23 protein-coding genes are annotated in these 21,998 nt (G+C 69.5%); 11 read left to right on the plus strand and 12 right to left on the minus strand.

Annotated features, from left to right (window positions below; all coding sequences use genetic code 11):
* Positions 1 to 17: 17 nt before the first annotated feature.
* Together ACAV_RS19595 and ACAV_RS19600 are read right to left on the minus strand one after the other, a co-directional pair.
* A complete protein-coding gene (locus tag ACAV_RS19595) occupies positions 18 to 386 on the minus strand; it encodes a DUF2917 domain-containing protein (RefSeq protein ID WP_013596317.1) in 369 nt (122 codons plus the stop codon).
* A gap of 138 nt (positions 387 to 524) precedes the next feature.
* Positions 525 to 1,010: a DUF2917 domain-containing protein gene (locus ACAV_RS19600; RefSeq protein WP_013596318.1), complete on the minus strand. Its 486-nt coding sequence runs from the start codon at positions 1,008 to 1,010 to the stop codon at positions 525 to 527.
* A 141-nt stretch (positions 1,011 to 1,151) separates the two neighbouring features.
* Between ACAV_RS19600 and ACAV_RS19605 the strand changes: the two genes are divergently transcribed.
* The 8 genes from ACAV_RS19605 (at position 1,152) to ACAV_RS19640 (ending at position 9,220) form a co-directional block, all read left to right on the plus strand.
* The gene (locus ACAV_RS19605; protein WP_013596319.1) at positions 1,152 to 2,144 is read left to right on the plus strand and encodes a LysR substrate-binding domain-containing protein; all 993 of its coding nucleotides are present in this window, start codon (positions 1,152 to 1,154) and stop codon (positions 2,142 to 2,144) included.
* 229 nt (positions 2,145 to 2,373) lie between these two features.
* On the plus strand, positions 2,374 to 3,378 hold the full coding sequence (locus ACAV_RS19610; protein WP_041828827.1) for an isopenicillin N synthase family dioxygenase: 1,005 nt from the start codon (positions 2,374 to 2,376) through the stop codon (positions 3,376 to 3,378).
* Between the two features lie 17 nt (positions 3,379 to 3,395).
* Positions 3,396 to 3,782 carry a VOC family protein gene (locus ACAV_RS19615; protein WP_041829379.1) on the plus strand — a complete coding sequence of 129 codons (387 nt, stop codon included), beginning with the start codon at positions 3,396 to 3,398 and terminating at the stop codon, positions 3,780 to 3,782.
* A 68-nt stretch (positions 3,783 to 3,850) separates the two neighbouring features.
* Positions 3,851 to 4,957, plus strand: coding sequence for a BMP family ABC transporter substrate-binding protein (locus ACAV_RS19620; protein WP_013596322.1), 1,107 nt, complete (start codon positions 3,851 to 3,853; stop codon positions 4,955 to 4,957).
* A 2-nt stretch (positions 4,958 to 4,959) separates the two neighbouring features.
* Positions 4,960 to 6,468 (plus strand): ABC transporter ATP-binding protein, encoded by a 1,509-nt coding sequence (locus ACAV_RS19625; RefSeq protein ID WP_013596323.1) that lies wholly within the window; start codon positions 4,960 to 4,962, stop codon positions 6,466 to 6,468.
* Positions 6,461 to 7,570, plus strand: coding sequence for an ABC transporter permease (locus ACAV_RS19630; RefSeq protein WP_013596324.1), 1,110 nt, complete (start codon positions 6,461 to 6,463; stop codon positions 7,568 to 7,570). The genes ACAV_RS19625 and ACAV_RS19630 overlap by 8 nt, the downstream gene beginning before the upstream one ends.
* Before the next feature lie 16 nt (positions 7,571 to 7,586).
* Entirely contained in the window at positions 7,587 to 8,513 is a 927-nt protein-coding gene (locus ACAV_RS19635; protein ID WP_013596325.1) for an ABC transporter permease, read from the plus strand.
* Positions 8,510 to 9,220: a cysteine hydrolase family protein gene (locus tag ACAV_RS19640; RefSeq protein WP_013596326.1), complete on the plus strand. Its 711-nt coding sequence runs from the start codon at positions 8,510 to 8,512 to the stop codon at positions 9,218 to 9,220. Before ACAV_RS19635 ends, ACAV_RS19640 begins: the two co-directional genes overlap by 4 nt.
* 22 nt (positions 9,221 to 9,242) lie before the next feature.
* Here ACAV_RS19640 and tyrS read toward each other — a convergent pair whose 3' ends face one another.
* Positions 9,243 to 10,478: a tyrosine--tRNA ligase gene (gene tyrS, locus ACAV_RS19645; RefSeq protein WP_013596327.1), complete on the minus strand. Its 1,236-nt coding sequence runs from the start codon at positions 10,476 to 10,478 to the stop codon at positions 9,243 to 9,245.
* Positions 10,479 to 10,660: 182 nt separating this feature from the next.
* Between tyrS and ACAV_RS19650 the strand changes: the two genes are divergently transcribed.
* Complete coding sequence (locus ACAV_RS19650; RefSeq protein ID WP_041829380.1) at positions 10,661 to 12,022, plus strand: M23 family metallopeptidase; 1,362 nt, start codon at positions 10,661 to 10,663, stop codon at positions 12,020 to 12,022.
* Positions 12,023 to 12,190: 168 nt separating this feature from the next.
* Positions 12,191 to 13,318 (plus strand): anhydro-N-acetylmuramic acid kinase, encoded by a 1,128-nt coding sequence (locus ACAV_RS19655; RefSeq protein ID WP_013596329.1) that lies wholly within the window; start codon positions 12,191 to 12,193, stop codon positions 13,316 to 13,318.
* Positions 13,319 to 13,341: 23 nt separating this feature from the next.
* Here ACAV_RS19655 and mdtD read toward each other — a convergent pair whose 3' ends face one another.
* The 7 genes from mdtD to ACAV_RS19690 form a co-directional block, all read right to left on the minus strand.
* On the minus strand, positions 13,342 to 14,790 hold the full coding sequence (mdtD, locus tag ACAV_RS19660; protein ID WP_013596330.1) for a multidrug transporter subunit MdtD: 1,449 nt from the start codon (positions 14,788 to 14,790) through the stop codon (positions 13,342 to 13,344).
* Between the two features lie 80 nt (positions 14,791 to 14,870).
* The gene (gene erpA, locus ACAV_RS19665; protein WP_011797076.1) at positions 14,871 to 15,236 is read right to left on the minus strand and encodes an iron-sulfur cluster insertion protein ErpA; all 366 of its coding nucleotides are present in this window, start codon (positions 15,234 to 15,236) and stop codon (positions 14,871 to 14,873) included.
* A gap of 64 nt (positions 15,237 to 15,300) precedes the next feature.
* Positions 15,301 to 15,702 (minus strand): bactofilin family protein, encoded by a 402-nt coding sequence (locus ACAV_RS19670; RefSeq protein WP_013596331.1) that lies wholly within the window; start codon positions 15,700 to 15,702, stop codon positions 15,301 to 15,303.
* A 38-nt stretch (positions 15,703 to 15,740) separates the two neighbouring features.
* The gene (locus ACAV_RS19675; protein ID WP_013596332.1) at positions 15,741 to 16,451 is read right to left on the minus strand and encodes a DUF6776 family protein; all 711 of its coding nucleotides are present in this window, start codon (positions 16,449 to 16,451) and stop codon (positions 15,741 to 15,743) included.
* Positions 16,452 to 16,570: 119 nt separating this feature from the next.
* Positions 16,571 to 16,963 (minus strand): 30S ribosomal protein S9, encoded by a 393-nt coding sequence (gene rpsI, locus ACAV_RS19680; protein WP_013596333.1) that lies wholly within the window; start codon positions 16,961 to 16,963, stop codon positions 16,571 to 16,573.
* 9 nt (positions 16,964 to 16,972) lie between these two features.
* Entirely contained in the window at positions 16,973 to 17,401 is a 429-nt protein-coding gene (rplM, locus tag ACAV_RS19685; RefSeq protein WP_011797080.1) for a 50S ribosomal protein L13, read from the minus strand.
* A 207-nt stretch (positions 17,402 to 17,608) separates the two neighbouring features.
* Entirely contained in the window at positions 17,609 to 19,555 is a 1,947-nt protein-coding gene (locus tag ACAV_RS19690; protein WP_013596334.1) for a serine/threonine protein kinase, read from the minus strand.
* Between the two features lie 190 nt (positions 19,556 to 19,745).
* Here ACAV_RS19690 and ACAV_RS19695 point away from each other — a divergent pair, with 190 nt between their 5' ends.
* Complete coding sequence (locus ACAV_RS19695; protein WP_013596335.1) at positions 19,746 to 20,645, plus strand: 23S rRNA (adenine(2030)-N(6))-methyltransferase RlmJ; 900 nt, start codon at positions 19,746 to 19,748, stop codon at positions 20,643 to 20,645.
* 6 nt (positions 20,646 to 20,651) lie between these two features.
* Here the strand turns inward: ACAV_RS19695 and ACAV_RS19700 are convergent, their stop codons facing one another.
* Positions 20,652 to 21,212, minus strand: coding sequence for a septal ring lytic transglycosylase RlpA family protein (locus ACAV_RS19700; protein WP_225981675.1), 561 nt, complete (start codon positions 21,210 to 21,212; stop codon positions 20,652 to 20,654).
* A gap of 106 nt (positions 21,213 to 21,318) precedes the next feature.
* On the minus strand, positions 21,319 to 21,951 hold the full coding sequence (locus ACAV_RS19705; RefSeq protein ID WP_013596337.1) for a hypothetical protein: 633 nt from the start codon (positions 21,949 to 21,951) through the stop codon (positions 21,319 to 21,321).
* Positions 21,952 to 21,998: the final 47 nt, after the last annotated feature.

A 21,998-nucleotide genomic window follows, 5' to 3' on the forward strand; every position in this document is an offset into this window, starting at 1 on the left:
GCCTCCGCAGGCCGTGCTCAGGCGCAGGCCGGGGTGCGGGCGGACACCACGCCCTGGCCGGCCGCTTCGCTCTTCACCACGCGCGAGATGTCGAAGCGGTACTGCACCACGTCCTTGCCCAGCGGTTCGATGACGGCATGCTGGCCGGCGGCGATCCAGAGCGTCTGGCCGGCGTGCAGGACGATATCGCCCGCGGCCGGGTCGGACTCGCCCGGCGCGCCGTCGTCGATGGTCACCCACGCCCGGCCCGATGCGATGCGCAGCGCCATCGGCACGCGCGGGCGCAGGCTGTGGGCCTGGCCCGGGGCCAGTCGATAGACATCGAGGCCGGAGGAACGGTCACGGGAGGTGGATTGTTGAAAATTCAGAACATGTGAAGCAGACATTGCTTTCTCCTGGTAAACCCTGGTTTTTTCCTGATTTTTCCTCTGGACCCCTGGGATCGTCCAATGAAATGCGCCGAGGGGAACCATGAGCTTTTCGCATCAATGCGCAAACACGGCCGTTTCAATGCGCCCAACGCATCAATGGCGGCCCCGCAGCGCCATGGCGGAGGGCATCTGCGCACTGCCCCGGCCCTCCGGCCGACGGCCGATGGCCGCATGCCCCACGGCCCGGCCCAGTGCCAGCAGCGCGCGCCCCAGGGCCGCCTGGGCACGGAACATGTCACCCAGGGCGCAGGCCACGGCACTCCAGGCCGATGCCACCGGTACGCCCTGCGAGCCTTCCTCCGTCCACAGAAACGACACGCCGCCCGTCCTGCCCGGAGCCGGCCAGGGTTCCAGCACGGCGTGCTGCCCCGCCGCGATCCGGAGCGTGTCGCCCCTGCGCAGGAAAACATCCTCTTCGCTGGCCGCGCGGCCCGATACCGTCAGCCAGACACCGCCCTGGACGATTTCCAGCGTCCCGGGACGCCGTGGCCGCAGCCCCATGGCCTGGCCGCAGGCCAGCCTCCACGCACCCGCGGGAGCGCACCATTGTTGCGAATCTGGAAAGTTGGATACATCCATGGCCGGTTCCCCATTGCATTCAAGCTGTTGCCTGGCAAGGAGTTTCTTTTGCAGCGGCCATTCCGGTCCAATGAAAACGCGGCCATAATTTCATGCCACTGGATCATCAATCCAGGCCGACGCCCCCGCATTGCAAACACCATGACCCTTCCCGCCCCTGTCGCACATCTGCGCACGCGGCCCGTGGCAGTCGGCCACTGGCGCGCCTTCCTCGCCGTGGCCCGCCACCTGAATTTCCGCGCCGCCGCCGAAGAGCTGTCCCTCACGCAATCGGCGGTGAGCCGCCAGATCCAGGCGCTGGAAGACGAAGTAGGCGTGCCGCTCTTCCTGCGGCACACGCGCGCGGTGGAGCTCACCAGCGCGGGGGCGCAGCTGCAGCGCGCCGTGGCGCCTGCGCTGGAGCGGCTCGATGCCAGCGTGCGGCTCGTGCGGCAGACGGCCGGGCGCAAGAGCGTCGCGATCACGACCTGGGCCAGCTTCGCATCCATGTGGCTGATTCCGCGCATGGAGGAATTCCAGCGCGACAACCCTGACATCGACATCCGCATCGATGCGAGCGACGTGTCCGTGGACCTGGAAACCGCGGATGTCGATCTCGCACTGCGCTACGCCGTGCCGGGCTCGCAACTGCAGGGCGCGCAACGGCTGTTCGGGGAGCAGCTTGCCGTGGTGGCCAGCCCGTGGCTGCTCAAGAGCGGCCCGCCCATCCGCAAGCCCGCGGACGTCGCCCAGTTCACGCTGATCGAGGCCGGCGACGCCCACCGCACGGCCTACCTGGAATGGCTGACGTGGCGGCGCTGGTTCGAGCAGAACGGCCAGTCCAAGCTGCAGCCCAAGCGCTGGCTCTACTTCAACTACGCCCACCAGATCGTGCAGGCCGCACTCACCGGCCAGGGCCTTGCGCTCGCGCGGATGCCGCTCATCGCGGACAGCCTCGCGTCCGGCGACCTCGTCGAGGTGCTGCCCGGCTACCGGCTCGATTCGCCGCTGGTGTACTGGATGCTGGTAGGGCCGCGCAGCGGGCAGCGTCCCGAGATCAAGGCGTTCTGCTCCTGGCTGCTGCGCGAGGCGCAGCTCACCCGCGAAGCCGTGGGCGAAGTCCCCGATCCGGACCTGAACGACGACCTGGGCTGACACGGCCTGCTTGCGGCCGCCGCACCGCCAGCGCGCGGCGCGGCACGCAGATGTGCCATGGCAGTGCATCCGGCATGGCCCGTGCGCCAAGCTGGTGGCGCCGCGCACCCGAACAGCGCGCCCTCCGCGCTCGCCGCGAAGCGCCGGGGCAGGCCTGCTCTCTGCAGAGGCCAGTGGCATGGCGATTGCTTTGAACTCGGCCATTGCCACCCTCCTGCCGGAGATAGCCATGCCTGCCCTGGACGTTCCCGTGATCGACCTGCAACCCTGGTTCGACGGCTCGCGAGAGGACAGGCTGCGCCTCGCTGCCCAGGTGGACGGCGCCTGCCGCGACATCGGCTTCCTGGTCGTCACGAACCACCAGATCCCGGCGGAACTCATCGAACGGGTATCGCACGCATCGCGCGAATTCTTCGCACTGCCCCTGGAGACCAAGCGCCGCGTGGACCGCCCTCGCGAGGATGCCGTGCGGGGCTACAGCGCCGTGGGCGAGGAAGGGCTGTCCTACAGCCTCGAGGAAGCCGCTCCCGGCGACCTCAAAGAATCGTTCTCGATCGGCCCCACGGACGTTCCCCAGGACGACTACCACCGGGGACCGGCCGCGGGCGCGCACTTCGAACCCAACCCGTGGCCCGACGTGCCGGGCTTCCGCGAGGCCTACACCGCGTACTTCGATGCCATGAGCGGCCTGGCGCGCACGCTGATGTGCATCTTCGCCACGGCGCTGCGCCTGCCCGAGGACTTCTTCGACGACAAGATCGACCGGCACATCAGCATGTTCCGGGTGCTGAGCTATCCGCCCCAGAAGGAAGCGCCCCTGCCCGGACAGATGCGTGCCGGCGCCCACAGCGACTACGGCAGCCTGACCATCGTGCGCCCCGACGGCCCGGGACTGCAGGTGTTCAACAAGGCAGGCCAGTGGGTCGATGTGCCGATGGTGGAAGGCAGCTTCGTGATCAACATCGCCGACCTGATGATGCAGTGGACCAACGACACGTGGATTTCCACCCTGCACCGGGTCGCCAATCCGCCGTTCGACGACGCGCTGCGCAATACGCGGCGCCAATCGCTCGTGTTCTTCCACCAGCCGAACTACGACGCCATGATCGAGTGCCTGCCCAGCTGCCTCGGCCCGGGCGAGAAGCCACGCCACGCCCCCGTCACGTCCGGCGACCACCTCACGTCCAAGTTCGTCAAGCAGACCACGTTCGGCGGCACCAAGGCCGCGGCCTGATGGCGCGGGCACCCGGCATGGCGCACCTTTCCTATGTCAACGTCTTCGCGCGGGACGTGGTCGCCCTCAGCGGCTTCTACCAGCACGTGTTCGGCTTTCCAGAAATCGAAGCGATCCGCTCGCCCATCTTCCGCGGGCTGGATACCGGGCGCAGCAGCCTGGGCTTCAATGCGCTGGATGCCTACGGTCTGCTGGGGCTGTCCGACCATTCGGACACGCGGGGCGTGAAGTTCCTGCTCAACATCGATGTCGATAGCCGCGACGCCGTGGACCGCACGGTGCCCGTCGCCGTCGCGGCAGGCGCGACGCTGGTCAAGCCGCCCTACGAGACCTACTACCACTGGTACCAGGCCGTCCTGCTCGATCCCGAGGGCAATGTGTTCCGCATCAATTTCATGCTGTGACGGCCCGCGCCGCCACAGCTTCCAGGCCCGCCCCCCACGCCCCACCGCCTTCGCAAGAAAGGTCCCGAATGCCACGCTCCCTGACGCGCTTCTCCGCCCTGGCCGCGATCGCCTGCACCGCGATTGCTGCCGCCACCGCAGCCCAGGCACAGCAGCCGGATGGAGGCTTCACCCTCAAGGGCAAGCCGGTGATCGCGATGCTGTATTACGGCCCCAGGAACGACGGCGGCTGGACGCAGGCCCTCGACGAAGCCCGCGTGAAGATCGAAGCCGCGCTCGGGCTGAAAGTGCAGTTCGTCGAGAACATCTCCGAGGACGCCTCGGTGATCAAGCCGGCCGCCGAGCGCTTCATATCGCGCGGCGCCAACATCGTGATCGGCACCGCATTCGGCCACTCCGACTCGTTCAAGGACCTGGCCGCCAGGCACCCGGACGTGGCCTTCCTCAATGCCTCGGGCACCACCAACGGGCCCAACCTCGAGTCCTTCTACGGCCGCACCTATGAAAGCCAGTACCTGTGCGGCATGGCCGCCGGCGCGGCCAGCAAGACGGGCAAGCTCGGCTTCGTGGCGGCCAACCCCTTCGGCGTGGTGAACTGGACCATCAACGCCTACGCGCTGGGCGCGCAGAAGATGAACCCGAACGCCACGGTCAACGTGATCTACACCGGGAGCTGGAACGATCCCGTGAAGGAGCGCGCCGCGGCCTCGGCGCTCATCGACCAGGGGGCCGACGTGATCGGACAGCACGTGGACAGCCCCACGCCCCAGATCGTCGCCCAGGAGCGCGGCGTCCACGGAACGGGCCACCACCGCGACCTGCGGCAGTTCGCGCCCAAGGCCACGCTGTGCTCCTCCGTGTGGGTGTGGGACAAGTTCCTGATCCCCGAGATCCGGAAGATCATCGCCGGCGGCTGGAAGCCCGCGCCCTATGGCGCCTTCATCCCGATGAGCGGCGGCGGCACCGACATCGCCGGATTCGGCCCGGCGGTGCCGCCCGACAAGGTCAAGGTGATCCTGGCCGAGCGCGACGCCCTGCTCAAGGGCAAGCAGATCTTCGCGGGCCCCCTGAAGGACCGCGACGGCAAGGAGCGCGTCGCCGCGGGCGCAGTGCTGCCGGATGCCGATCTCTGGAAGATGGACTGGTTCGTCAAGGGCGTGGTCACGCAGAAGTGACCATGGCCAGCGCACTCGAGCTGCGGAGCATCCGCAAGAGTTTCGACGGCTTCGTCGCACTGGACGACGCGCACTTCCATGCACGCTGGGGAGAAGTGCATGCCCTGCTGGGCGAAAACGGCGCGGGCAAGTCCTCGCTGATGAACATCGCCGCCGGGCTCTATGCCCCCGAGCAGGGCGATATGCTGGTGGACGACAACGCCGTGCGGCTGGCCGGCCCGCGGGACGCGGCGCGGCACCGCATCGGCATGGTGCACCAGCACTTCAAGCTCGTGCGCCCCTTCACCGCGGCGCAGAACATTCTCCTCGGACTGCCTGCCGAGGAACTCGGCCACCGGCAGCAGCTGGCCGCGCTGGAAGAACGCATCCGCATCCAGGCCGGGGCACTGGGCTTCGACATCGATCCCCGCCAGCGCGTGGACAGCCTGTCCATCGCCGAACAGCAGCGCGTGGAGATCCTCAAAGTGCTGCTGGCGGGCGCGCGCATCCTGATCCTGGACGAGCCCACCGCCGTGCTCACCGACCAGGAGGCCGCGCGCCTGCTGGGCACCATGCGCGAGCTGGCATCGCAGGGCTGCGCGGTGGTGCTGGTCACGCACCGCATGGCCGACGTGAAGGCCTACGCCGACCGCGTGACCGTCATGCGCGGCGGGCGGACGGTGGCCACCGTGGATCCGCGCACCACCTCGGCCGAGGAACTCGTGCGCATGACGGTGGGCGCAGCGCCCCCGCGCGAGGCCCGCACGCGCAGCGCCCCGGGTGCGGCGTGCCTGTCGCTGCGCGCCCTCTCCACGCCTGTGCGGGGCGGCCGGCAGGCACTCGCCGGCGTGACGCTGGATGTGCATGCGGGCGAGATCTACGGCATTGCCGGCGTGGGGGGCAATGGCCAGGGCGAACTGGCCGGCGCCATCATGGGCCTGCCCATCGAGACCTCGGGCGACATCGCCCTCGCCGGGTTCGGCGACCTGCGCAAGAAGACAGCCACGGCACGCCGGGCCGCGGGGCTGGCCTGCATCCCGGCCGACCGCTACAGCCACGCGCTGGCAGGCGGCCTCTCGATCGCGGAGAACTTCGCCATCGGCCAGGTCCACAACGGACGGTACGGCACGCCCTGGTGGGTGCGCCGCGGCACGATCGACCAGGAGGCCCGCGAAGCGGTCGCCGCCTTCGACGTGCAGGGGGTGCGCTCCCTCTCGCAGAAGGCCGCACTGCTCTCGGGAGGCAATGCGCAGAAGCTGGTGATCGCGCGCGAGTTCAGCAAGCAGCCCCGCTTCATCCTGGCGCACAGCCCCAGCCGGGGCCTGGACGTGCGTGCGGCCGCCCAGGTGCACGAGCGGCTGCGGGCGGCGCGCGATGCCGGCGCCGCGGTGCTGCTCATCAGCGAAGACCTGGACGAGGTGATGTCCCTGTCCGACCGCATCGGCGTGATGGCCGGCGGACGCATCGTGGCCGAATTCGATCCCGCCGCGGACCGCCAGGCCATCGGCCGGGCCATGGTGCACCATGACTGAAGTCGCACTCTCCCCTCCTGCCGCCGGGCGCCCGCAACCGCTGGCGAGCCGCCGCTACACGCTCGAGATCCGCCAGCAGATGCCGCTGCCGAGGCAGGCCCTGGTCCTGGCGATGGCCGTGTTCGCCGGACTGGCCCTGTCCGGGCTGATCCTGGTGGCCGCCGGCGTTCCCGCGCGCGAGCTGTTCAACGAGTTCATCGTGAGCACGCTGTTCGACCTGCAGAGCCTGCAGGCCGTGCTGTTCCAGGCGGCCCCGATGATCATGATCGGCCTGGCCGCATCGATCGCCTTCCGGGCGCGGTTCTGGAACCTGGGGCTCGAGGGGCAGATGGTCTGGGGCGCGATCGCCGCGACCTCCCTCTCGCTGTACGACATCGGCCCGCCCGCGCTGCGCCTGCCGCTCATGGCCCTGGCCGCACTCGCCGGCGGCCTGCTCTGGGCCGCAGGGCCCGCGCTGCTCAAGCTGCGCCTCAGGGTCAACGAGATCATCTCCACGCTCATGCTCAACTACATCGCCGGCAATTTCCTGCTGCACCTGGTGTACGGCGCATGGAAGGATCCTAAGGACTCCTTTCCCTACTCGCCGCAGTTCCGCAGCTTCGAACGCCTGCCCGAATTCCTCGGGCCCTCGGGCGTGGCCGTCCTGCTGTCGCTGCTGGCGATGGCGCTGGCATGGTGGTTCGTGCAGGCCAGCCGCGCGGGCCTGTACCTGCGCTTCGTCGATGCGAATCCCCGCATGGCGCAGGCCGTGGGGGTTCCGGTGCGCACCGTCATCCTCGGCACGGTGCTCGGATCGGGCGCGCTGGCCGGGCTGGGCGGCTTCCTGGTGGCGGCCGGGCAGGAGGGACGGCTCACCCAGTCCTTCTACCAGGGCTACGGCTTCTCGGGCATCCTGATCGCGTTCCTGGCACGCAACCATCCCGTGGCCGCCGCCGTCGTCGCCGTGCTCGTGGCCACGCTCTTCGTGGCGGGGCGCAACCTGCAGGTCTTCTACCAGATCCCGTTCTCGATGGTGCAGCTGATCCAGGCCATCATCGTGGTCAGCGTGGCGTCGTCCGATTTCTTCATCCGCCACCGGCTGCGCCGCGTGGCATCGTCCTGACCGCCGGGAATCCGCCATGGACCTGTTCACGCACTGGATCGGCAGCATCCCCGATTTCGCGGTGCCCTATGCCCTGGCCGCACTGGGCCTGATCATCGCGGAACGCGCGGGCGTGCTCTCGCTGGGAGCGGAGGGCCTGATGCTGGTCGGCGCGCTCTCCGCGATCGGAGCGCAGCTCGCGTTCGGGGCCACGGGCGTTTCGCTGGTGCTGGCCATGATGGCGGCGGCCCTGGTGTCGGTGCTGTTCGCGGTGATGGTGGTGTGGCTGCGCATCAACCAGGTCATCGCCGGCCTGGCGCTGGTGTTCTTCTGCCAGGGCCTCACCAGCCTCGTGGGCACGCTGATGGGCTGGACCAACCAGCCGGTGACCTCCGCAGGCCCCGTTCCCCTGGGCCCGCTCGCGCAGTTGCCCGTGCTGGGCCGGCTGCTGTCGCAGAACGCGGTGGCCTACCTCACGCCGCTGGTCTTCTGGGCCGCGGTGTACTACCTGCAGCACACCACCTCGGGCCTGCGCCTGCGCGCCGTGGGCGAGAACCCCCAGGCCGCCGATGCGGCCGGCATTCCGGTCGCGGCCTACCGCTTCGCGGCGGTGGTGGCGGGCGCGGCCCTGGTGGGCCTGGCAGGCGCCTACCTGTCCCTGCTCTCGACCAAGCTCTGGATCGCCGGCATGACCGGCGGGCGCGGCTGGATCGCGGTGGGCCTGGTGATCTTCGCGCGCTGGTCGCCCTGGAAAGCGCTGGGCGGCGCACTGCTGTTCGGCTGCATCGAGGCCTTGATACCGCAGCTGGCGGCCGCGGGCGTGCGCCTGCCGCAGTACTTCGTGCTGATGACCCCCTACGCCGTCACGCTGGCCGTGATGGTCTGGGTGGCGCTCGGCCGCAGCCGCATCGACGGCGAGCCCGGAGCCCTCGGAGAGCCTTACGTGAGAGAGGAACGACGATGAAAGCCTGGATCTACGGCAAAGAGCGCGAGCTGGACGGCGGGCATTTCGCCGACTACCTGGATCCGGCGACCACCGCGGTGGTTTCCATCGACATGCACCGGGGGCACCTGGAAGACGGCCCGGACTGCCCCTGCCCCGCCCCGAGGGCCCGCGACGTGGTGGCACCCATCGATGCCTTCCACGACCAGGCCCGCGCATCCGGCGTGCGCATCGTGCACGTCAAGTCGGTGCTGCGGCCCGGCGGCGAGGACGACCTGCACGGCATTCCCGCCGCCTGGCGCCGCACCTTTCCGCTCCACGTGGGCGACATTCCCAATGCCGGCGCGCATGCACTCGAAGGCAGCCGCTGGACCGAATGGGTCACCCGCGTGGAGCCCGGCGACCTGCGCGTGGAGAACAAGCGCCGCCTCTCGGCCTTCTACCCCACGGACCTGGACTTCCTGCTGCGCAACCAGCGCATCACGACGGTGGTGCTCGATGGGGGGTTCACGGACTGCTGCGTGCTGAATACCGCCTTCGATGCCAACAACCACAACTACCGCGTGGTCGTGCTGCGCGACCTGGTGCGCGGCACCGACGACCACCTGGAGGGCGCCGCGCTGGCCATGGTGTCGCTGCACCTGGGCCTGGTGATGGATTCGGCCGAACTGCTGCGCGTGTGGCAGCAACGGCGCATCGCTGCCGCCAGCGCGATCGCCGTGGACTGAACGGCCCCCGCCCCTTCCGTGCTCAGGCGCCCAGCGCAACCCGGGCGAACTTGCGCTTCCCCACCTGCAGGACGTAGGTACCTGCGTCCAGCTTCAGGCCCCTGTCGCTGACCACGGCGCCATCCACCCGCACGCCGCCGCCGTCGATCAGGCGGTTGGCCTCGCTGGTCGAGGGGGCGAGGTTGGCCTGCTTGAGCAGCGCCCCGATGCCCAGGGGCGCGCCACCCAGCGACACCTCGGGGATCTCGTCCGGCACGCCGCCCTTGCTGCGGTTGGCGAAATCGGCCTCGGCCGCATCGGCCGCGGCGGCGCTGTGGAAGCGCGTGGTGATTTCCCTGGCCAGCATCACCTTGGCGTCCTTGGGATTGCGCCCGCCCTCGACCTCCTGGCGCAGCGCGGCGATCTCCGCCAGCGACTTGAACGACAGCAGCGTGTACCAGTCCCACATCAGGTCGTCCGAGATGGACAGCACCTTGGCGAACATGGTGTTGGCGTCTTCGGTGATGCCGATGTAGTTGTTCTTGGACTTGGACATCTTGTCCACGCCGTCCAGCCCCACCAGCAGCGGCATCGTCAGGATGCACTGCGGCTCCTGCCCGTACTCCTGCTGCAGGTGGCGCCCCATCAGCAGGTTGAACTTCTGGTCGGTGCCGCCCAGCTCCAGGTCGCTCTTGAGCGCGACGGAGTCATAGCCTTGCAGCAGCGGGTAGAGGAATTCGTGCAGGCTGATCGAGCTGCCGTCGGTGAAGCGCTGGTGGAAGTCGTTGCGCTCCATCATCCGTGCCACCGTGTACTTGGCGGCCAGCTGGATCATGCCCGCGGCGCCCAGGGGCTCGCTCCATTCGCTGTTGTAGCGGATCTCGGTGCGCGCCGGGTCCAGCACCTTGGCGGCCTGGGTGTAGTAGGTCTCGGCGTTGATCTTGATCTGCTCGGGGGTGAGCGGCGGGCGCGTGGTGTTGCGGCCGGAGGGGTCGCCGATCAGCGTGGTGAAGTCGCCGATCAGGAAGATCACCTGGTGCCCCAGGTCCTGCAGCTGGCGCATCTTGTTGAGCACCACCGTGTGGCCGATGTGGATGTCCGGCGCCGTGGGGTCCAGGCCCAGCTTGATGCGCAGCGGGACACCCGTCGCCTCGGAGCGCGCGAGCTTGCGCGTCCACTCCTCCCGGGGCAGCAGTTCGTCGGTCCCGCGCAACGACACCTCCAGCGCCCGTCCTACACCATCGGTGACCGGGAATGTTGTAACAGCGGATTGATTCATAAGGGTTTTATCGGGTTCGGCGGGTAGGTCGGTGGCTATACTTCCTGCCACCTTTGCAGCGGCGAATTCTAGTGCGCCCGCCGGTTACGCCTTCCGGCCCGGTGACTGCCGCTGCAACCACGGACATTCCTCGCATGCCGCCTTCATGGGCCCGCATGCGCTTCACCCTGGGGTACAGACTCTTGAACAACGGCTTGACATCCGCCGGCCTTGCATTGCTGGATCGGCTCTCGCGCTTTGCCCAGACCCATCCCAAACGCATCACCGCCGCGGTCGCGGCCGTCCTGCTCACCGGCGGAGGTGGCGCCTTCGCCGTGGCGTCGTTCGCTCCCGATCCGGGCGACCTGCCCCGCACCACCGTCGAGTATCCGGTCGAGTCCCTCGCGGGCGACCGGCCACTGTCCGCGCTGGTGGACATTCCCAGCTACTCCCTCTACCGCACCGACCAGACCCGCAGCAGCGACACGGCCGAGGCCATCCTGCAGCGCCTGGGCGTGGCCGACCCCGAGGCCGCCGCGTTCCTGCGCAGCGACGGCCAGGTGCGCCAGACCCTGCTGGGCCGCGGCGGCCGTTCGGTCTCCGCCGAAACCACCGAGGACCACCGGCTCGTCAAGCTCACGGCGCGCTGGGTACAGGACGACAGCGGCAACTTCCGCCGCCTCGTGGTCGAGCGCCAGGGCAACACGTTCGCCTCGCGCATCGAGACGGCGCCCCTCACCGTGGGCAACCGCCTGGCCGGCGGCATCATCCGCAGTTCGCTCTTCGCGGCCACCGATGCCTCCAACATCCCGGACGGCGTGGCCATCCAGCTGGCGGAAGTCTTCTCCAGCAACATCGACTTCCACCGGGCGCTGCGCAAGGAAGACCGCTTCTCGGTGGTCTACGAGACGCTCGAGGCCGACGGCGAACCGCTGCGCAGCGGGCGCGTGCTCAGCGCCGAGTTCCACAACAACGGCAAGACCTACGATGCCGTCTGGTTCCAGGAGCCGGGTGCGGCCAAGGGCTCGTACTACACGCTGGAAGGCGAGAGCATGCGCCGCGCCTACCTCGCCTCGCCGGTGGAGTTCTCGCGCGTGACCAGCGGCTTCAAGATGCGCTTCCATCCCATCCTGCAGAAGTGGCGCGCCCACCTGGGCACGGATTTCGCCGCGCCCACCGGCACGGCCGTGCGCACCGTCGGCGACGGCACGGTGGACTTCGCCGGCGTGCAGAACGGCTACGGGAACGTCATCTACATCAAGCACAACAACCAGCACGTGACGGTGTATGCACACCTGAGCCGCATCGACGTGCGCAAGGGCCAGGCCGTGGAGCAGGGCCAGACCATCGGTGCCGTCGGCGCGACGGGCTGGGCGACCGGGCCCCACCTCCACTTCGAGTCGCGCGTGAACGGCCAGCACCAGGATCCGATGGTGCTCGCGCAGCAGAGCGCGGCGGCCCAGCCCGTCTCGGCCGCCTCGCGCGCCGCGTTCGACCGCCTGGCCTCGAACATGCGCGTGCAACTGGCCTCGGCTGCGCAGGTGCAGCAGGCCAGCGCGCAATAGCAGGGTGCATCCCCCCGAGCGGCTGCGCCGCTTCCCCCTTCTCTCGGCTTCGCCGGGAAGGGGGACGACGCCGACGGCCCGGCAAAGCCGGTTCCGTGGCGTCTGCTGGTCTCAGGCCGCGCCGGCGTGAAAGCCGCGTCAAGTTTCCCGTCTATCCCGGCCAGCCCCATGACATCTCCCACGACGACTGAACGCTATATCGGACTCATGTCGGGCACTTCGCTCGACGGGGTGGATGGGGCGCTGGTCGAATTCGAGGAGGGAATGCCGCTGCGGGTCGCGGGGTTTGCGTCGGCGCCGCTGCCCGATGCGCTCAAGGCCGAGCTGCTGGCGCTCAACGCCAGCGGCGCGGACGAGTTGCACCGCGCCGCCCTGGCGGCCAATGCGCTGGCGGGCATCTATGCCGAGGTGGTCCAGGGACTGCTGCAGGCCGCACGACTCGGTCCGGCCGATGTGCAGGCCATCGGCGCGCATGGCCAGACCGTGCGGCACCGCCCTGGTCTCTTCGACGGCACCGGCTACACCCTGCAGCTCAACAGCCCGGCCCTGCTCGCCGAGCGCACCGGCATCGCCGTGGTGGCCGATTTCCGCAGCCGCGACGTGGCCGCGGGCGGCCAGGGCGCGCCGCTGGTGCCGGCCTTCCATCAGGCCGTGTTCGGCCGGCCGGGCACCACCGTGTGCGTGCTGAACATCGGCGGCATCGCCAACCTCAGCGTCCTCGGCGCGCAGGGCGGGGTCCTGGGTTTCGACTGCGGACCGGGCAACGCGCTGATGGACCACTGGTGCGGCCTCCACACCGGCCAGCCCTACGATGCCGGCGGCGCCTGGGCCGCACAGGGCAGCGTACAGCCTGCATTGCTGGAACGCCTGCTGTCGGAACCCTACCTGCACCAGCCGCCGCCCAAGAGCACGGGCCGCGACCTGTTCAACGCGGCCTGGCTGCAGTCCCACCTCCAGGATCTGCCCCCCCTGGCGCCCCCGGATGTGCAGGCCACGCTCACCGAACTGACGGCCCGCGCCTGCGCGATGGCCATGGAAAGCCATGGCCGGGGCGGACGGCTGCTCGCCGTGTGCGGCGGCGGCGCCCGCAACGGCTTGTTGATGCGCCGGCTGGCCGCACTGCTGCCCGGGGTCGAGGTGCAGACGACGGACGCCTTCGGCCTGCCGCCACAGCAGGTCGAAGCCGCCGCCTTCGCCTGGCTGGCCCACCGCGCCCTGCACCGCCTGCCCGGCAACCTGCCCCAGGTGACGGGGGCCACCGGCCCGCGCGTGCTCGGCGCCCTCTACCCCGCCTGAGCCTCCCGCTCAGGCTCCTGCCTTCAACCCTGGCCCGACACCTCGGGTCCCTCGCGGGGCGGTGTGCGCGCCTCCCGTGGCAGTTGCCAGAACACGGCCGCCGAAACGACGGTGATGAAGCCCACCGTCAGGAAAGTGGACTGGAAGGCGTGCAGCACCGCGCCGGGCACCTCGGCGCCGCCGTACGCCTGGCTCCATTCCGAAAGAACGGCACCCGCCACCGCCACGCCCAGGCTCATCGCCAGCATCTGCACCATCGACAGCAGGCCGTTGCCGCTGCTGGCACTGGCGCCGTCCAGGTCCTTGAGGGTGATGGTGTTCATCGCCGAGAACTGCAGCGAGTTCACGGCACCGAAGGCCGCCAGCTGCAGCACCTGCCACGCCAGCGGCCAGCCGGGCTCGCGCAGGGCGAAGCTGGCCATCAGCACCCCCAGCAGCGCGGTGTTGGCGACCAGGATGTTCCGGTAGCCGCACCGGCGGATCAAGGGCGTCGCCACCCGCTTGATGGCCATGCCCGCGAGGGCTGCGGGCAGCATCATCATGCCGGCGTGCATGGGCGAGTAGCCCAGCAGCAGCTGCAGCGACACCGGAATCAGGAACGGCATGGCCCCGCTGCCGAGCCGGCAGAACAGGTTGCCCAGCAGCCCGACCGACAGCGTCCGCACACGGAACAGGTGCGGCGAATAAAGCGGCCGCTCGTGCCGCGCGGCATGCAGCCAGTACACGACCAGCGCCACCAGGCCGCCCACGCCCAGCGCCGCCGCCCCACCACGCCCCACCACGCCCGCTGCCTCGATGGACAGCGAGATGGACACCATGCCGAAGGCCAGCAGCACATAGCCCGCCATGTCGAAGGGATCGGGCCGCTCCGCCCGCAGCACGGGCATGAACCGGGCTGCAGCCAGCAGGCCGATCAGGCCCACCGGCAGGTTGATGAGGAACACCCAGTGCCACGACGCGCTCTGCACCAGCCAGCCGCCCAGCGTGGGCCCCAGCAGTGGCCCGATGAGCCCGGGAATGGCGACGAAGCTCATCGCCTCCAGGAACTCCCCGCGGGGAAACGTGCGCAGCACCGCCAGGCGCCCCACGGGCAGCAACAGTGCGCCGCCGAGCCCCTGCAGCACGCGCGACGCCACCAGTTCCCCCAGGTGGCGCGATGCCGCGCAGGCCAGCGAGCCGAGCGAGAAGACGGCAATGGCGAACAGGAACACCGTGCGGGTGCCGAACCGGTCCGCGAGCCAGCCCGAGGCCGGGATCAGCATGGCCATGGTCAGCGAATACGCGACGATCACCGACTGCATCCGCAACGGGCTCTCGCCGAGGCTCGCCGCCATCGCCGGCAGGGCCGTGTTGACGATGGTCGCGTCCAGCGTCTGCATGAAGAAACCCACCGCCACGATCCACAGCAGGATGCGGCGGTCTGGTGAAGGGCCTGGCGGCAGGGACGGTTCGGATGCGGCGCTGGGGGACATGGGGGGCAGGCGTCTGGCGGGAGAGAACAGGCAGGAACAAAAAAGCCGCCCTGGGGCGGCTTGCTGTCACCGGGATGGAATCAGACCGAGAAGCTCGATCCGCATCCGCAGGTGGTGGTGGCGTTCGGGTTCTTGATGACGAACTGGGCGCCCTGCAGGTCTTCCTTGTAGTCGATCTCGGCGCCCACGAGGTACTGGTAGCTCATGGCATCGATCAGCAGCGAGACCCCATTCTTCGTCATGGTGGTGTCGTCCTCGTTCGTGATCTCGTCGAACGTGAAGCCGTACTGGAAGCCCGAGCAGCCGCCACCCTGCACGAAGACACGCAGCTTCAGGTCGGGGTTGCCCTCTTCGGCGATCAGGTCGGCCACCTTGGCGGCTGCGCTGTCGGTGAAGACGATGGGGGCGGGCATTTCGGTCTGGATGTTCTCGGCTACTGCGCTCATGGGGTGTCTCCGGCTGAGGGGAGGAATGGTCTCCGATGGTACTGCAATGGCGTTTTCGCGACGCTCAGCCCGCTTTTGACGCCAATTTGAGTGTGGGCTTTTCCTCGATGAGCACCGTGGTCGGGCTCATCTGCCCGGAGATGGTGGCGCCCTGGTGCATTTCCAGCGCCTTGTAGTGCACGTTGCCGGTGATGCGCGCCTTGGGCTGCAGCTCGAGCAGCTCGGCCGCATGCACCGGCCCGACCACCGTGCCGTTGATGATCACGTGGGCGGCATGGACGGCCCCTTCCACGCGGGCCGATTCCGACACCACCAGGATGGTGGCGTGCTCGCCATCCTGCGCGCGCACGTCGCCCGCCACCTCGCCGTCGATGCGCAGGCCTTCGGCGAACACGACCTCGCCGTTGATGCGGGTGCCATGGGCGATGAGGCTCTTGATGGGGGGCTGCTTCTTGCGGGAAAACATGGTGAAACCTCCTTGGCGGGACGGCCGCGCGCCGGCGGTCACTGCATCGAGAACTGGTGGGCGGCCCGGACCGCACTGCCCTCCAGGACCCGCGCGGTCACGGTTTTTACCACGGCACCGGATGGAATTTCGGACACCCCCTCCACGCGGCGGTAATGCTCGAACTGCAGCGCCTGGGAGCCACCGGGCAGCGGCTGCGTCCAGGGCTTGCCATCCCGCACCCCCTCCACCAGCAGTTCCAGGCGTCCCTTGAAGGCGGGCGCATTGCGCACGGGCTGGATCACCAGCACCTGCCAGCGCAGCTGGCCCGCGCCCATGGCCTCGGCCTGCAGGCCCCGGATGCTCACGCCATCGGCCCTGCCTGCGGGGATGAGCTTCTCGAAGAACCCGAGGTCGTCACGCAGCGTGCGGTTGTCGGCTTCCAGCTGCCGCATGCGCGCCATCACGCGCTCCAGCGCCGCGCGCTCGGCGGTGAGCAGGGAGCCCTCGGCGCTGGTGGCCTCGTCGCGCGCACGGGTCTCCTCGCGCAGCCGCGACACCTCCTCGCGCAGCCGCACCAGTTCGTCCCGCGAGCGCGAATCCAGCCCGGCGATGCTCTTGCCGAACTCGAAGGCCCACAGGGCGATGGCCCCGCACAGGCCGAAGAACACGGCCAGCAGGATCCAGCGCAGGGGCCAGGGCATGGCGTTGCGGATCGCCACGCGCGGAGCGCTCACGGTCAGCCTGCGCCGCAGCAGCTTGAGTCGCATGCGTCAACCCTCCTTCAAAAAGCGTTCGCCCAAAGTAAAAAACCGCCAATGATGGCGGTTTTTCGTGGCGGAAGCACTCCTTCTGGGAGAACGTCCGGCCGGGTGCAGCGAAAAGCGGATTAACGCTTCGAGAACTGCTTGGCGCGGCGTGCGGAGTGCAGACCGACCTTCTTACGCTCGACTTCACGGGCGTCGCGCGTCACGAAGCCGGCCTGGCTCAGTGCGGGCTTCAGCGCTGCGTCGTAGTCGATCAGGGCGCGGGTGATGCCGTGGCGGGTGGCGCCGGCCTGGCCGGACTCACCGCCGCCGTGCACGTTGACCTGGATGTCGAAGGTCTCGACATGGTTGGTCAGCACGAGCGGCTGCTTGGCGATCATGATGGAGGTTTCGCGGCCGAAATACTGCTGAATGTCTTTGCCATTCACAGTGATCTTGCCGGAACCCTTCTTCAGAAACACGCGGGCGACGCTGGACTTGCGACGGCCGGTGCCATTGTTCCATTCACCAATCATGTCGGCTCCTTAGATTTCCAGCGCCTTGGGCTGCTGAGCGGTGTGCGGATGTTCCGCGCCGCCGTAGACCTTGAGCTTCTTGATCATGGCGTAGCCCAGGGGGCCCTTGGGCAGCATGCCCTTGACGGCCTTCTCGAGTGCGCGGCCGGGGTGCTTGGCCTGCAGGTCGCGGAAGTTCGTCGCCGTGATGCCACCGGGATAGCCGGAGTGGCGGTAGTACACCTTGTCCAGGGACTTGGTGCCGGTGACCTTGAGCTTGGAGGCGTTGATGATGACGATGAAATCGCCGGTATCGACGTGAGGCGTGTAAATGGCCTTGTGTTTGCCGCGCAGACGGAGAGCAACTTCGCTGGCTACTCGTCCGAGGACCTTGTCGGTCGCGTCAATCACAAACCACTCGTGCACGACCTCAGCGGGCTTTGCGCTGAAAGTGGACATGAGTTTCTCTTGCATGTAAGAGGGTTTGGCGGTCCTTTTCCACGGTCGGTGCTTCTCTGTACGGAAGCCTCTTAGGTGGTGTCTTGCACCTCGCCGCGGGACCTGGGAATTCGCTGCGAAGCCCGCCATTATACGAAATACCCGGGCGGTACCGCAAATCCCCTGAATCCCGTGCAGCAGCGCAGCCGGGCCCGGGCGCCGTACGGCTCACTGGGGCTGCATCAGCCGGCGGCGCTCCTCTGCCTCCAGGCGGCGCCGGTTCTCCACGCACAGCGGGTGGTTCGCCACCGCGGGACGCTGGCATTCCTGGTGGATGCACATCGGCCGCGCCAGGAAGCCGGCGTCCGCGCACGCCTCGTCCGGGCCGATCACGCGCGGCGCGGGCTTCGGAGGCGCCGCGGGCACGGCCACCGCCAGGGACGCGGCGGGCGCGGCGGGTGCGGCCACCACGGCGGGCTCCGCGGCCTTGCGGACGGGCGGGCGGTTGCGCGCGGAAGACGCGGCCGCAGCCGGTACCGAGGCCGTCGCGGGCCGGGGGCCCGCCTGGGACGCCCCATGCTGCGCGGGCTCCGGCGCTGCCGGGGCGGAGGACGCCGCCGGAACCGCAGCGACCGCCGCGGGCGGAGGCTCCACCGTTTCCGTGATGATTTCCTCTTCGGGCGTCCTCGGCACGGTCGTCGAAGCCGCCACGGTGGCAGCCGCCGCCGGCTGGCCGTCGGCCGAACGCGCGGCCCACCACGCACCGCCGGCCGCCGACGCGCCCAGCGCCACCACGGCCACTGCCGCCAGGGCCCACATGCGTGGCTTCCGGCTCGCAGCAGGCGCAGCCACGGCCGCGCCTGCCGGCCCGGGCATCGCCGCGCCGCCCGGCCCGTGCGCGCCCGCGGGTCCGAACCAGGAGTCTCCGGCATCGGCGGTGCTGTCGAGGAAGACTGTATCGCCTCCAGCAACCGCCGCGGCCGCCGCACGTGGCGCGCGCTCCGGCCCGGCAGCCGGGGCAGGACTGCGGCGCAGCACCGTGGTGACAGCGGCCGTGTCGGGAACGAGCACGGGCGCGGCCATGGGTTCGGGCACCGGCAGGCCCGACATCGGTGCCGGCACGGACGTGATGTCGATCATCGGCACGGCCACCCCCGCGGCGCGGCGATCGGCCGGCTCGACCCAGATGTCGCCGAGTTCGGCGCGGAAGTCGAATTGCTCCATGCCTTCCGGGGGGGCCGCCATCTCGAGGGTGCGCAGGAACTCGTCGATGCTCTGCGGCCGGTCCTGCGGCTGCAGCGCGAGCGCCTGCGAGATCGCGGCGACGAAGGGCGGCGAATACTCGACGCCGAACTGGCGCTTCACGGTCTTCGCGACACGGGAGAACGGCACCATCCGGTCGCGGATCGCGCGCAGGGTCGCAGGCAGAGGCGTGTCGTTGCACAGGCAGCCGTGCACGACGGCCCCCACGGAATACAGATCGCTCCAGGGCCCCTGGCGCAGGTCGTTGCCCTCGTCGTTGTACTGCTCGATCGGCGCGTAGTTGACCTTGAGCACCGCCGTGAGCCGGTGGGAATGGTCGGTGATGGCATGCCGGGCCGCGCCGAGGTCCAGCAGCACCGGCAGCCCCGAGTCCTGCAGGAAGATGTTGTCGGGCGAGATGTCGCGGTGCAGGGTCTGGCCTTCGTGCAGCACCCGCAGCGCCCCCAGCACGGACCAGAGCACCTTGCGCAGCCAGGCCTCGGGCGGCGGCGTGCGCATGTGGGCGCGCGCCTGCTTGAGCGTCATTCCCTCGTACAGCGGCATCACCATGTAGGCGGTCTGGTTGGCCTCCCAGAAGCGGAAGACCTTCACCAGCGAGGGATGGTCGAACTGCGCGAGCAGCCGGGCCTCGGCCACGAAGGACGCGAGCCCCGCCTGGAACGACTGTTCGTGCGAGGAGGAGCGCACCCAGAGCGACTGCCCCTGCGCACGGGCGGCCAGCGCCGTGGGCATGTACTCCTTGATGGCCACGAACCGGAGCAGCGAATGGTCGAACGCCTTGTAGACCATGCCGAAGCCCCCGACGCCCAGCAGCGAGACCACCTCGAATTCTCCGAGGCGGGATCCCGCGGGCAAGGCGTCCACGTGGTGGGCTTCGCTCTGGGGTTCGGTGACGAGGGTGGGAGCGGACATAGGGGAAAAAGCAAAAATCCTGGGGGCCGGCACGGTACGGCGGTGTCTGCCGGAGCGGCCGATGGCCGCCATCATGCAGCAACCGGACGGCTGACGGGCAACAAAGCGCGTTCCCGGCCCCGGAAACCGCCTCGCCACCAGGCCCCGCCGCCTCGGCGGACGCAGGCGGGGCTGGTTACCATCGGGGCCTATGTTCAGCTATCGCCACGCCTTCCATGCAGGCAACCATGCCGACGTGCTCAAGCACACGGTATTGATCGCCACCCTGCAACACCTCACCCAGAAGGACGCCGCGCTCGCCGTGCTGGATACCCATGCCGGCGCGGGCCTCTTCCGGCTGGACGGCGATTACGCGGCCACGAGCGGCGAGGCGGCCGACGGCATTCTCCGCCTCCTGCCCACGGCGCTGCCCCAGGGCACCAAGCTCGCCCCGGCACTCCAGGCCTACGTGGACCTGGTCCAGGAGTTCAATACCGGCCCGGCGGCGAAAGTCTATCCGGGCTCGCCCTTCATCGCCCACCGGCTGCTGCGCCCGCAGGACCGGCTGAAGCTGTTCGAACTGCATCCCACGGACATGCGCTCCCTCGCGGGCAACGTCGCTCAGCTCGACGCCGGGCGGCAGGTGGCGGTACTGCACGAAGACGGCTTCGAGGGCATCCGCAAGTTCCTGCCCCCGCCTTCCCGGCGGGGTTTCGTGCTCTGCGATCCCAGCTATGAAATCAAGAGCGACTATGGCAAAGCGCTGGACATGGTGGCCGAAGCGCTCAAGCGCTTCGCCACGGGCACCTATGCCATCTGGTACCCCATCATTCCGCGGCCCGAGGCCCACGACCTGCCGCGGCGGATGAAGACGCTCGCCACCCGCGCGGGCAAGCCCTGGCTGCATGCCACCCTGACCGTGAAATCCAGCAGGATGACCTCGGACGCGGACGGAACGCAGCGGCGCCCCGGCCTGCCCGCGAGCGGCATGTTCGTCGTGAACCCGCCCTACACGCTCAAGGCGGCGCTGCAGCCTGCCCTGCCCCAGATGGCGCAGTTGCTGGCCCAGGACCCGCAGCACGCCGCCCACAGCCTCGAATCGGGCGGCTGAGACCGGTCACGGTGCCACCGGGTCGTCCCGGGAGCCGGGACACGGCGCGTCCGGATCCGCGGGCGCCAGGCTGATCGCCACCGGCTTGATGCCCAGCCCCAGCAGGCCGAGGGATTGCGCGGCCGCACGGCTCAGATCGACGATGCGGCCGGGCGAGTGTGGCCCCCGGTCGTTGATGCGCACCTGCACCGAGCGCCCCGTCACCAGGCTGCGGACGCAGACGCGCGTGCCGAAGGGCAGCGTGCGGTGCGCTGCCGTGAAGTCGTTCATGTCGAACCGCTCGCCGCTGGCGGTACGGCGGCTGTGGAAACGGGCGCCGTACCACGAGGCCATGCCCTCCTCGCCGAAGCCGGCCAGTTCGCCGTTCAGGTCGAGCCCCGTTCCAGAAGAACGTTCGTCTTCCGGCACCTGCGGTTCACGGGGCCTGTCGGCCGGCACGCGCTCCGGGGCAACGGCGTCCTGGGCAGGCGCGGGCGCCGGAGCCGGGCTCCGGGAAGGACGCTTCGCCGGCCTGGCAGGCCGCTCCGCGGTGGCCTTGTCCTGCGCGGAAGGGGCCGGAGCGGGCACGGGCGCGGCAGGAGCGGAGGAGTCCCCCGGAGCGGGCGCGACCGCGCAGGCGGCCACCAGGGCGCACAGCCCCGATATGGCCAGCCGGCCTGCGGGGCGGCACCAGTCAGCGCTGGCAGCGCGATGCAAAAACCTCTTCAAAACGCTTCAAGTCCTTCTGTTCGCCATCGGTGAGATCGGTGCGCGCCCGCTTCGCCGCCAGGATGCGGCGCGACTCGGCGCACTGCTCGGCCCGCCGGGTGGTTTCCGCACGGGCCGCCAGTTCGGCCGCTTCGGCCTGCCGGAGTTCCTCGCGGCGCTGCTGGCGGACTTCACGCTGTTCGCGGTAGAACCGCGCGGATGCCTCCTGCTCCTCTTCCCTGCAGTCTCTTTCGTATTCCCGGCGCAGGCCGTGCAGCACATCGGACTGCAGGCCGCGCGCAGGCCCCGAGCGCACCGCGTCCTGGAGCGTGCGGCACTGGGCGCTCATGTACTTCCGGTACTCGTTCGCCTCCGGGAAAGTGCGCAGCGGCGGAGGCGACGGCGGCTCGTACCGCGATGACGGCCCGGGGGCCACGGCGGGCTCCAGGGGCCCGGCCGCGGCGGCGGTGGTCACCGTACCCGCCGGGCAGGGCCGAGAGAGAGAGAAGACATTGCCCATGCTGTCGCGGCAGCTATAGCGCAACTGGGCCGAGGCAGAAAGGGGCAGCAGGGCCCACAGCAGGGCTGCCATCAGGGGGGAAGCGAGAGCGGGCGTCATGTCAGGGTCGCGCGGGGAGGCGCCATATTACCCAACACGGCCGAGTA

This window comes from Paracidovorax avenae ATCC 19860 (genome assembly GCF_000176855.2).
GTDB lineage: Bacteria > Pseudomonadota > Gammaproteobacteria > Burkholderiales > Burkholderiaceae_C > Paracidovorax > Paracidovorax avenae.